Source organism: Methanosarcina sp. A14, from assembly GCF_001729375.1.
Lineage (GTDB): Archaea > Halobacteriota > Methanosarcinia > Methanosarcinales > Methanosarcinaceae > Methanosarcina > Methanosarcina barkeri.
This window is the reverse complement of the sequence record NZ_LZPK01000226.1, coordinates 1-10,425: the sequence shown is the minus strand read 5'-3', so window position 1 is coordinate 10,425 and position 10,425 is coordinate 1. Positions and strand designations below refer to the sequence as shown.

Below are 10,425 nucleotides of genomic sequence, written 5' to 3'. Positions count from 1 at the left end.
GAAGGACCCTATATAACATTTGAATTAAACCTGATTTTAGATTTCGCAATAAATATAAAAAATATGTTAAAGTCAAATTAATATATTGAAATGATATATTTCTTTATGGGAAAGGGGAAACAAAGTAATAAAGAATTCACTGGTAAAATGGGGTTTATAAAGCACTGTAAAGACACTATGAAGACACTATAATGAGTTCATTATAAAGACAATAATTGAAAATTGATTCCATTCCATGTTTTCTTTAGCGTTTCCTGGTCACTGTGGGCTTTGTGAATGAGGCAGATGTGAATCTTCATCATATTCTTAGTTCTTACAAAACAAGCTTTAGAAAGAGGGCACTCCAAAACCGAATATAATGCCAGTTTGGGGGAGCTGTTAAAATAGCAATATAATGCCAGCTTGGGGGAGCTGTTAAAATGGTAGATCGAAGTCGGCTCTTGAATCTCGGTAAGGTCATCTCGGTGCGCGGCAGCATTGTAGATGTATTGTTCGAGAAGCACTTGCCACCTGTATATACACTGCTACGTGCAGGAAGAGAAAGCCAAATTGCCATAGAAGTTTTGACGCAACTTGACGCACATCATGTCCGCGGAATTGCTCTGACCCCCACTGAAGGTCTTGCTCGAGGTATGGCAGTGGAAGATACAGGTGGACCTTTGAAAGCGCCTGTTGGTAGGGAAATCCTTTCTCGAATGTTCGATGTGTTTGGAAATACCATAGACCGCAGGAAGCCTCCATCTGATATCCAGTGGCGCTCAATACATCAAACCCCGCCACCGCTAATGCGTCGATCCACTACGTCTGAAATATTCGAGACCGGTATCAAAGCTATAGATGTACTGGTACCGCTTGAGCGCGGAGGTAAAGCAGGTCTATTCGGAGGAGCGGGCGTTGGCAAGACAGTGTTGCTAACCGAAATGATTCATAACGTAGTCAAACAACACCAGGGAGTGAGCATCTTTTGCGGAATAGGCGAGCGTTGTCGAGAAGGGGAAGAACTTTATCGTGATATGAAAGACGCTGGTGTGCTTCCGAATACGGTTATGGTATTCGGCCAGATGAACGAGCCACCAGGTGCCCGTTTTCGTGTAGGTCATACGGCGCTGACAATGGCAGAGTACTTCAGAGACGATGAACGCCGAGATGTGCTACTGCTTATAGATAACATTTTCAGGTTTATTCAGGCTGGTTCCGAAGTATCTGGTTTGATGGGACAGATGCCTTCACGCCTGGGATATCAACCGACATTGGGCACTGAATTATCCGAGTTAGAAGAGCGCATATCTACCACCGATGCCGGAGCCATAATGTCTATTCAAGCGGTGTATGTGCCTGCTGACGATTTCACTGACCCTTCGGCTGTGCATACATTCTCACATCTATCGGCATCAATTGTCCTCTCTCGCAAGAGGGCAAGCGAGGGGCTTTATCCGGCTATTGACCCTTTGCAGTCAAACTCCAAAATGGCCACACCTGGCATTGTTGGCGAAAGGCATTATCTCCTTGCCCAAGAAATCAGGCAGACGCTTGCGCAATACTCAGAACTCAAGGATATTATCTCAATGCTTGGCCTGGAGCAGCTATCGCCTGAGGACCGAAATGTGGTAGCCCGCGCTCGACGGCTGGAACGTTTCCTGACGCAGCCGTTTTTCACCACTGAGCAATTCACAGGTATTAAAGGCAAATCCATCAGTCTTTCAGATGCGCTCGACGGCTGCGAGCGTATCTTGAATGACGAATTCAAAGACTACTCTGAAGGTGACCTCTACATGATCGGAACAATTGACGAAGCAATGGCCAAAAAATCAAGCCGGGAAAAATCATGAATTCAGGACTCATGAATTCAGGACTCATGAATTCAGGACTCATGAATCTTACGATTCTTCTGCCTTTCCAGGTCTTTGCCGAAAAGAAAGGCGTATCACGCATAGTCGCAGAAGGCCGTGAGGGTTCATTTGGGCTCTTGCCACACCGACTTGATTGTGTTGCGACTCTGGGGCCTGGAATTCTCACATATGAAACCGAATCAGAAGGCGAGGTTTATGTGGCAGTCGATGAAGGCGTACTCATCAAGAATGGTCAGTATGTACTTGTCTCTGTACGTGATGCCATTTTCGGGACAGACTTAAGCCAATTGCACGAGGCTGTTGAAAAAGAGTTTTTGACCTTAGATGAAACCGAGCAAAAAATTCGCTCAGTAATGGTAAAATTGGAAACAGGGCTTATACGCCGATTAGCGGAGTTTCAGAATGTCTGACAAACCATCAAAGAAACCTTTGGAGGACGAGTCACCTCTGGCCCGTCAGGTTGGGACAAAGGCTGAACGCAAAATAAGGGCACAACGTCATGTAGACAGGACGATCTGGCTTGGTTTAGGCATGATGGGACTCATAGGCTGGTCGGTAGCAGTTCCAACTTTAATTGGTGCTGCAATCGGGCTCTGGTTAGATAAACACTATCCAGAAAGCTTTTCCTGGGCACTCACGATGCTGATTATTGGCCTTATTATCGGTTGCTTGAATGCGTGGCACTGGTTAGCTAAGGAGCGCCAGGAAATGCAAGAGGAACAGGAGGATTACAATGAATGAAATATTGAATCTTTTCTTGTCTCTGATAGCTGGTTTTCTGCTCGGAGCAGTGTTCTTCGGTGGGCTCTGGTGGACGGTTCAGAAGGGACTTTCATCCAGAAAACCTGCGTTCTGGTTCCTGGGCAGCCTGTTGATACGGCTCAGCATTGTCATAGCTGGATTCTACTTTGTCTCGGATGGCTATTGGGAGAGATTGTTAATATGCCTGTTTGGGTTTTTTGTTATGCGTCATATAATAGTTAGACTCACCAGATTGCCAGAGGAAGACCCAAATCAATTGACAAAGGAGGCCAGTAATGCGACTTAGTCCTGATGAGCTAATTTTCTGGCAGTACGACTTTATCAAACTCAATGCAACGATTGTATACACTTGGGGGCTGATGCTGGTAATGGTAATTGGTTCAAAAACTATTACAAGCAAACTCTCTACTGGTCTGGAACGTTCCCGCTGGCAAAATATTCTGGAAATTATTGTCACAGGCATCCTGGAACAAATTGAGGACGTTGGCCTGGACCAGCCGAGGAAATATCTAGGCTTTTTGGGCACACTCTTTCTGTTCATTGCTGTAGCCAATCTCTGCATCATAATTCCAGGTTATGAACCGCCAACAGGATCTCTCTCAACTACGGCTGCTCTTGCATTATGTGTGTTTGTAGCTGTTCCACTTTTCGGCATCGAAGAACAAGGAATTAGTAACTACCTTAAGACGTACACAGAGCCGACAATCATCATGCTGCCATTTAATATTATAAGTGAAATCTCCCGCACGTTAGCTCTTGCAATCCGTCTGTTCGGTAACATCATGAGCGGCTCTATGATCGTTGCCATCCTGCTGACAATTACACCATTCATCTTTCCTGATCTTATGATAGCTCTCGGTCTGCTCGTTGGCATGGTGCAGGCCTACATCTTCAGCATCTTAGCTACAGTTTACATTACTGCTGCTACGCGAGCCAGCAAATCCAGAAGTGAAACTGGACAATAAGAATTGAATAGCAAATCTAACAACGGAAGGAAGCACTATGGCTTTGGACACCTATATAACTACAATCGCGGTGGCATCAATTGCCACTTCTGGCATCACAATAGGCATTGGGGTTATCGGACCCGCAATTGGTGAAGGGCGAGCTGTTGCGACAGCATTGAGCTCACTGGCACAACAACCCGATGCTTCCGCAACAATAACCAGGACTTTGTTTGTGGGACTGGCTATGATTGAGTCTCTGGCAATCTACTGTTTTGTGGTTTCTATGATTCTCATTTTCGCCAACCCGTTCTGGAACCGTGCACTTACCTGAAATTGAGAGGAAAGTAGACTATGCTGATTGATTGGTTCACCGTCATTGCGCAGGTAATCAACTTCCTCATCTTGGTGTGGTTGTTGAAGCGTTTTCTTTACAAGCCTATACTCAACGCAGTCGACGCACGCGAGAATAAAGTCGCAAATGAACTTAAGAATGCGGATGCAAAAGAAGCAGAAGCTCAAAAAGAAAAAGAAGAATTCAAGCGTAAGAACGAAGAGTTCGACCAGCAGCGTAATGACCTCTTGAACAAAGCAAAGGAAGAAGCACAGGCCGAACGTCAACGGCTTTTCGAAGACGTGAGGGAGGAAGCCTCCTATTTGAGAGCAAAACAACAGGAGGCATTAAGGAACGAAGGACAGAATTTAAGTCAGGAAATCGGCCGTCAGACCCAACAGGAAGTCTTTTCCATAGCTCGAAAAATACTGACCGATCTGACTGAAACCAGTCTGGAAGAACGCGCAGTTGATGTGTTTGTTCAAAGGCTGCGCAATCTGCAAGATAATGAAAAGAAGCAGTTAGCCTCAGCGCTTAGTACATCACCAGGTCAGGTGCTCATCCGTACTGCATTTGATCTTCCACAAACGCAGCGTGATTCTATTAAAAAGGCGATTAAAGAAACTCTTGATATCGAAACTCAACCCAGGTTTGAGACTTTACCAGACCTTGTCAGTGGTATTGAATTAAATACAGACGGACAAAAAGTTGCGTGGAGCATTGCAGATTATCTTACATCGATGCAAAAAAGTATCGACGAATTGCTGAACGAGCAGCCTGAGAGCAAATCCAAATCTGAGCCTCAAACCAAAAATAATAAAGCTAAAACCGAACCTCAAACCAAAAATAACAAACCCAGGTTTGAAAACGAACCAGAGGCTGAACAGGAGCTTGAAGCTGAAACTAATGAACCCAGACCGAAAACTGAGTCAGAAGTTAAAACCAGGCCTGCAACTGAGTATAATAATCCCAGATCGAAAAAAGAGCTAGAGACCGAACAAGAGTTTGATGCAAAACAAGAGTCTGAGGCTAGACAAGAGCCTGATGCAAAACAAGAGTCAGAGGCTAAACAAAAATCTGAAGCTGAACAAATGCCTGATGCAAAACAAGGGTCAGAGGCTAAGCAAGAGTCAGAGGTTAAACAGCAATCTGGAAATAGTCCTAATCTGTGGCCAAGATGAGATTAATCCCAAACCAGAGCCCACATAAAGAGCCAGTGAACATGGAAACTAAAAGTCTTAAAGACGTTTTCGATAAAGTTTTCACCGAAATACATCAGGTCAGGGAATCAGTGACCCCGACGCTTACCCCGAAGGAGGTAGGCAGAATTTTGACAGTTTCTACAGGTATCGCAAACGTATCTGGCCTTCCTACTGTAGGTTTTGATGAACTTATAAAGTTTCCAGGGGATTTGTTTGGGATCGCATTTAATGTTGATGAAAAAGAAATAGGTACCGTTCTACTGGGTGAATACTCACACCTGCATGCTGGAGATCAGGTTGAACGCACTAGACGGGTTATGGATGTTGCCGTAGGCGAAGAATTGCTTGGACGAGTTATTGACCCACTAGGTCGTCCACTTGATAACAAAGGACCAATAGTTTCCAGTAAACGCTTGCCTATTGAACGGCCCAGTCCGGCAATTATGGATCGAGCTCCTGTTACCGTGCCTCTTCAGACCGGTGTCAAAGTTATTGATGCGTTAATACCAATAGGACGCGGTCAGAGAGAATTGATTTTAGGGGACCGCCAGACTGGCAAAACTGCAATTGCGATTGATACTATCCTTAATCAGCGGAATTTTAATGTCCTGTGCGTTTATTGTGCCATTGGTCAGCGTGCATCCGCAGTTGCCAGAGCAGTGGCAAACTTACGGGAAAGAGGCGCAATGGATTACACGATTGTTGTTGTAACTGAAGGCAATGACCCATCAGGGCTAATCTATATTACTCCTTATGCTGCGACCAGCATTGCAGAGTATTTTATGGAATCAGGTCGAGACGTGCTAATTGTTTACGATGACCTGACCAATCATGCACGTGCCTATCGAGAACTTTCCCTTTTACTTCGTCGGCCTCCTGGAAGGGAAGCGTATCCGGGTGACATCTTTTATATTCACTCACGACTACTGGAGCGGTCTACGCACCTGCTCAAAGAATTTGGTGGCGGATCACTAACTGCTCTTCCTATTATCGAAACCGAAGCGCAGAATATTTCCGCTTATATTCCAACTAATCTGATTTCAATTACGGACGGGCAGATTTACCTTTCACCTTCGCTTTTTGAGCTTGGTGTGCTGCCTGCAGTTGATGTCGGCAAATCCGTCTCTCGTGTAGGCGGTAAAGCACAGCTTGCTGCCTATCGAGAAGTGGCTGGAGATCTCAAGCTTGCCTATTCACAATTTGAAGAGCTGGAAACGTTTACCCGATTCGGCGCAAAGCTAGATGAAAATACACGAAGACTCATAGAACATGGGAGGCGGATCCGTGCCCTCCTGAAGCAGCCTCATAATTCTCCGGTACCCGTACCTGATCAGATTGTTATCCTTGTTGCATTGAACGCAAAACTCTTCGATAATGTGCCGCTTGACAAAATGGTAGAGGCTGAAAACTCCCTACGTAAGGCATTGCCAGATATTCCTGAAGATGTGCGCGAGAGGTTCAAAGGCGATAAAGAATTGAGCGATAAGGACCGTGAAACTATCCTCAATATCGCCCGCAAAGCACTGGAACCTTACCAGCCAAAGCCTGAATCCGAATCTAAGCCGGAAGCTAAAACGGAGGAAAACGCGGAGTCAGAAACCCAAACTGAGGACAAATCTGAGTCAGAAGCTAAAACTGAAGAAAAAGTGGCGAAATCAGAGACTCAGACTAAGGGTAAGCCTGAGACAGAAACTAAAACTGAGGAAAAACCTGAGTTCGGAACCCGAACGGAAGAAAAATAAGTAAATCAAAAGCCCAGACTAAAGGCGAGTCTGAGCCGGAGACAAAGGAAAAATCATGACCGAAACCACTCAGAGTTTGCGCACAAAGATTGATAGAGCAAAAGATCTTCAGTCTGTCGTCCGCACGATGAAAGCCCTGGCAGCCTCGAACATAGGGCAATATGAAAAATCAGTGAGTGCGTTGTCTGACTACTATTATACAGTGGAACTGGGTTTGGGCTTATGTTTCAGGAAAATTGCATTCATGCCAGCTCCACAGGAAGGAAAAGCGCAAAAGAATACACGTCTTATCGGAGCTGTCGTTTTCGGTTCAGATCAGGGGCTTGTGGGTCAGTTTAATGATATAATTACCGATTATGCGGTCAGGGAACTGAAAGCTTTGCCAGGTAAAGCTCAGGTATGGGCTGTAGGGGAGCTTGTTTATTCACGCCTGGAAGATGAAGGCTTGCCGCTTATTGGACTTTATAATGTGCCAAATTCGGTTAAGGCAATTACCCCGCTTATAGCGCAAATTCTTGTGGAAAATGAAAAATTACGCAGCCAGGATGAAGATGCCGAACTTCATCTCTATTACAACCGCCACAAAACCAGAGTTACCTATGAGCCAGTCAGCCAGCGACTGCTGCCATTTGATGAAACCTGGAGAGACGACCTGACTAAACTTTCCTGGCCAACCAAAAACTTGCTGCCTGAGGTAATGGGCAATATCACAGAAACCTTACGGGCACTCATCCGCGAGTACCTTTTCGTTTCGCTTTTCAGGGCATGCGCTGAGTCCCTTGCAAGTGAAAACTCTAGTCGACTGGCAGCAATGCAGCGTGCCGATAAAAACATTGAGGAGCTGCTTAGTAATCTCAGTGGAGAATACTACCGTGTGCGCCAGAGCGGCATTGATGAGGAGTTGTTTGAAGTTGTTTCAGGTTTTGAAGCTCTGTCCAGGGCCCGTAGCTCTCGCCGGTGAAAAAGCAGCGTGAGTCGGCAATGGTCCAGACAAAAATGATGAATCCGAAAAATGAGTTTTATTGAGAAGTTTTTGAGAGGCTGAAACGGGAAGAGATTTGTGAAATAAGAGAGACTTGTGAAATAAGAAAAACTTGTGAAATAAGAAAAACTTGTGAAATAAGGGAGACTTGTGAAATAAAGGAAAGCCGTTATATTAAGAGAAGACCATTGTGACATTTCAGGAAATAATTGTTGAATAAAAGAGTTTTTAGGTCTGAAAAATCTCAAGTTTTTCTAAGATATCTAGGAGTCTGTCTGGAAAATTTCAAATTTAACTATTTAGATAATTATTTATTTTCTTAAAAAAATTATATATTATGAGTTGGTACGCGATAGGTGCAGTAGACAGAGCTCTCTCAAGAACAAGAGAAGCTCTTCTTGAGCCTTTTGATTTCTGGAAATGGGTAAAACTCGCAATCATTGTTTTTCTGTTAGGCGGGGTTTCGAGTTATGGAAATTCGAGCGGATACAATATAGGTTCAGAAGACTTAAAAAACAATTTTCCTATTATTGAGCCTGGCAAGATGCCTGATCTTCCTTTTGACATGCATAATATTGCTTTCAGTTATATTTATCAGGTGCCAAACCTGGCAACTGTAACCGCAATAATAGCTTCCCTTATTCTCCTAATTTTTATTTTTTCGTACATTTCCAGTATTATGGAGTTTGTTTTTGTGGAATCCCTTGTACGAAACGAAGTAAAATTCTGGGCTTATTCAAGGAGGTTTCTGGGAAAAGGATTCCGCCTCTTGCTTGTGCGCTTAGCGATTGGTCTGGTACTTCTCGCGCTCTTCGGAATATTCCTTCTTCCTCTTATACCCCTTATTCGTGAGGTATCCTCAGACTTTTCTTTGTCTGCCAGTCTCGGAGGAATTCTTTGGGTTGTCGGCGTAATTATTTTGTTAATTCTGCTCGCACTTGCAATAGATTCCCTTTTAAGCCTTGCAATTCCACTTGCCATTTACCGGAATAAAGGAATTCTTTCGGCTTTCAAGCTTGTTCTCGGAAATTTCAGGAAAAACTGGCGCGAAGTTGTGGTTTACTGGTTTGTCAGGCTATTGCTCTATATAGGAGTAGCCGTTCTTGCAATTTTCCTTTTTGTAGGTGTGGCACTGGTTTTAGGGCTTACTTTCCTTATTTTTGATGTGGCTCTGTACTTCCTCTTTTCGTCCCTGTTATCAGAACTTCTTCTCTGGTTACTCCTTATTCCGTTTATCGTTATAGAGCTGATTTTGATCCTGGGAATTCTGTTTTTCCTCGGTGTACCTCTCTCCGTTTTCCTTAAATATCATATGTTAAGTTTTCTTGAAGCCTGGTATGAAGACGCAGAAATTCCTTTCTTTGATACTCCTGCTCCGGAACCTAAAGTTAAGGTTGATGAACCTGAGCCGACTTTTTGAGCTAAAAAGAAAGAAAGTTCAGGATATTGAGCTAAGTTTCTGAACGAAGAGGAAAAGTTCAGGGCTCTGAGCTTGTTTTACCCAGATGGGAAGAGCTCAGGGCTCTGGGCCATTGTTCTAGCCTATTTTTCCAAATATTCTGATCAAGTTTAAACTGAATCTAATAGCGGGTACATCTTAACTCCATGATAAAGAAACTGAAAATCCACATTGGACATTTTATTTTTTTTATTGGAGTACATGACTTTGATGTCTACAAAAAATTTATAGGTCCTATTTCTGAGGAAGCTACCAAGGCAAAGGAAGAGGAATTCTTTCAGGAATATCAGGCACAAAAAATTGAGTTTTTACAACTGGAAGCTCTGATAAAAACTATGTGTTAATGTCTATTCAGCAACATTTTTCCGCTTTTCTTCGCTTTTACATAATTTGAAAAAAGCGGAAAACAATAACAATAAAGTTAAAAACTTGAGATAAAGAGAAAGACTATACAGACGAAGCGGCTATGAAAAACAAAAATAAATTAAAGAATAGAAGTTTATACCACCTTTCTTAATATACTCTCCTAGAAACTCTTAGAGGTTCATAAAAGGTATTTGACTTCGACTCTTAACATCTCTTGAAATGAATTTTCCATTTTCATCCCTTTTAATTCCACAGTCTCTACAAATCCATTCTTCTGTGAATGCAAGATACATATCATTTCCGCAATTTTTACATTTCATTCTAAACTCCCCACTTGATTTTACGTCTCCGCATTTACACTGCGGTTATTTTTACAATGTTTTGCTGTATATAAAAAGTTGGCCAAGTAAATTAAAAAAATCAGAACAGTGAGTTTTAAGCCTTAAAGGATAAACTAAGCTACTAGAGACTATGGGCATCACCAACCTAGAGGGCCCTGGAGAGACTGAAGACAGAAGTCACAGAGAAGTTCATAGAAGCAAAAATAGAAAAGTATGAGAGAATTCACTAACATAAAGAAAAATCGCTTTAAAAACCTCTCTTACTGGCAATTTATAAAATTATTTATTCACTCCTCTGCTTTTGAAATTCAACGAAAAAAATAACTTAGGAGTTACGCAGTTGGCTCCTAGCATATTGTTTTTTCCAAACTTTCAAATATTTGAATTAATTTAACGTGTATTGGGGATTCCTTAAGTATTCTGTCACTGCCACTCTTCTAATT

General features: G+C 43.0%; 12 protein-coding genes. 11 read left to right on the top strand and 1 reads right to left on the bottom strand.

Annotation, left to right across the window (positions count from 1 at the left end):
- The first annotated feature begins 419 nt into the window (after window positions 1-419).
- The 11 genes from atpD (at window position 420) to A9239_RS11095 (ending at window position 9,619) form a co-directional block, all read left to right on the top strand.
- Window positions 420-1,829, top strand: coding sequence for a F0F1 ATP synthase subunit beta (gene atpD / locus A9239_RS11145; protein ID WP_048116800.1), 1,410 nt, complete (start codon window positions 420-422; stop codon window positions 1,827-1,829).
- On the top strand, window positions 1,826-2,260 hold the full coding sequence (locus tag A9239_RS11140) for a F0F1 ATP synthase subunit epsilon (RefSeq protein ID WP_230629090.1): 435 nt from the start codon (window positions 1,826-1,828) through the stop codon (window positions 2,258-2,260). Before atpD ends, A9239_RS11140 begins: the two co-directional genes overlap by 4 nt.
- Entirely contained in the window at window positions 2,253-2,591 is a 339-nt protein-coding gene (locus A9239_RS11135) for an AtpZ/AtpI family protein (protein WP_048155761.1), read from the top strand. The genes A9239_RS11140 and A9239_RS11135 overlap by 8 nt, the downstream gene beginning before the upstream one ends.
- On the top strand, window positions 2,584-2,898 hold the full coding sequence (locus A9239_RS11130) for an ATP synthase subunit I (RefSeq protein ID WP_048155759.1): 315 nt from the start codon (window positions 2,584-2,586) through the stop codon (window positions 2,896-2,898). Before A9239_RS11135 ends, A9239_RS11130 begins: the two co-directional genes overlap by 8 nt.
- On the top strand, window positions 2,888-3,577 hold the full coding sequence (locus A9239_RS11125; RefSeq protein ID WP_048116809.1) for a F0F1 ATP synthase subunit A: 690 nt from the start codon (window positions 2,888-2,890) through the stop codon (window positions 3,575-3,577). Before A9239_RS11130 ends, A9239_RS11125 begins: the two co-directional genes overlap by 11 nt.
- Before the next feature lie 37 nt (window positions 3,578-3,614).
- Window positions 3,615-3,890: a F0F1 ATP synthase subunit C gene (locus A9239_RS11120; RefSeq protein ID WP_203397917.1), complete on the top strand. Its 276-nt coding sequence runs from the start codon at window positions 3,615-3,617 to the stop codon at window positions 3,888-3,890.
- Between the two features lie 20 nt (window positions 3,891-3,910).
- Complete coding sequence (locus A9239_RS11115) at window positions 3,911-5,071, top strand: hypothetical protein (RefSeq protein ID WP_069575302.1); 1,161 nt, start codon at window positions 3,911-3,913, stop codon at window positions 5,069-5,071.
- Window positions 5,072-5,112: 41 nt separating this feature from the next.
- On the top strand, window positions 5,113-6,834 hold the full coding sequence (locus A9239_RS11110; protein ID WP_048157039.1) for an alternate F1F0 ATPase, F1 subunit alpha: 1,722 nt from the start codon (window positions 5,113-5,115) through the stop codon (window positions 6,832-6,834).
- Between the two features lie 55 nt (window positions 6,835-6,889).
- Window positions 6,890-7,795 (top strand): F0F1 ATP synthase subunit gamma, encoded by a 906-nt coding sequence (locus tag A9239_RS11105; protein WP_048155755.1) that lies wholly within the window; start codon window positions 6,890-6,892, stop codon window positions 7,793-7,795.
- A gap of 358 nt (window positions 7,796-8,153) precedes the next feature.
- Window positions 8,154-9,236: a hypothetical protein gene (locus tag A9239_RS11100; RefSeq protein ID WP_048155753.1), complete on the top strand. Its 1,083-nt coding sequence runs from the start codon at window positions 8,154-8,156 to the stop codon at window positions 9,234-9,236.
- A 185-nt stretch (window positions 9,237-9,421) separates the two neighbouring features.
- On the top strand, window positions 9,422-9,619 hold the full coding sequence (locus tag A9239_RS11095) for a hypothetical protein (RefSeq protein ID WP_048116819.1): 198 nt from the start codon (window positions 9,422-9,424) through the stop codon (window positions 9,617-9,619).
- Between the two features lie 192 nt (window positions 9,620-9,811).
- Here A9239_RS11095 and A9239_RS19525 read toward each other — a convergent pair whose 3' ends face one another.
- On the bottom strand, window positions 9,812-9,961 hold the full coding sequence (locus tag A9239_RS19525) for a hypothetical protein (protein ID WP_155396441.1): 150 nt from the start codon (window positions 9,959-9,961) through the stop codon (window positions 9,812-9,814).
- Window positions 9,962-10,425 lie beyond the last annotated feature (464 nt).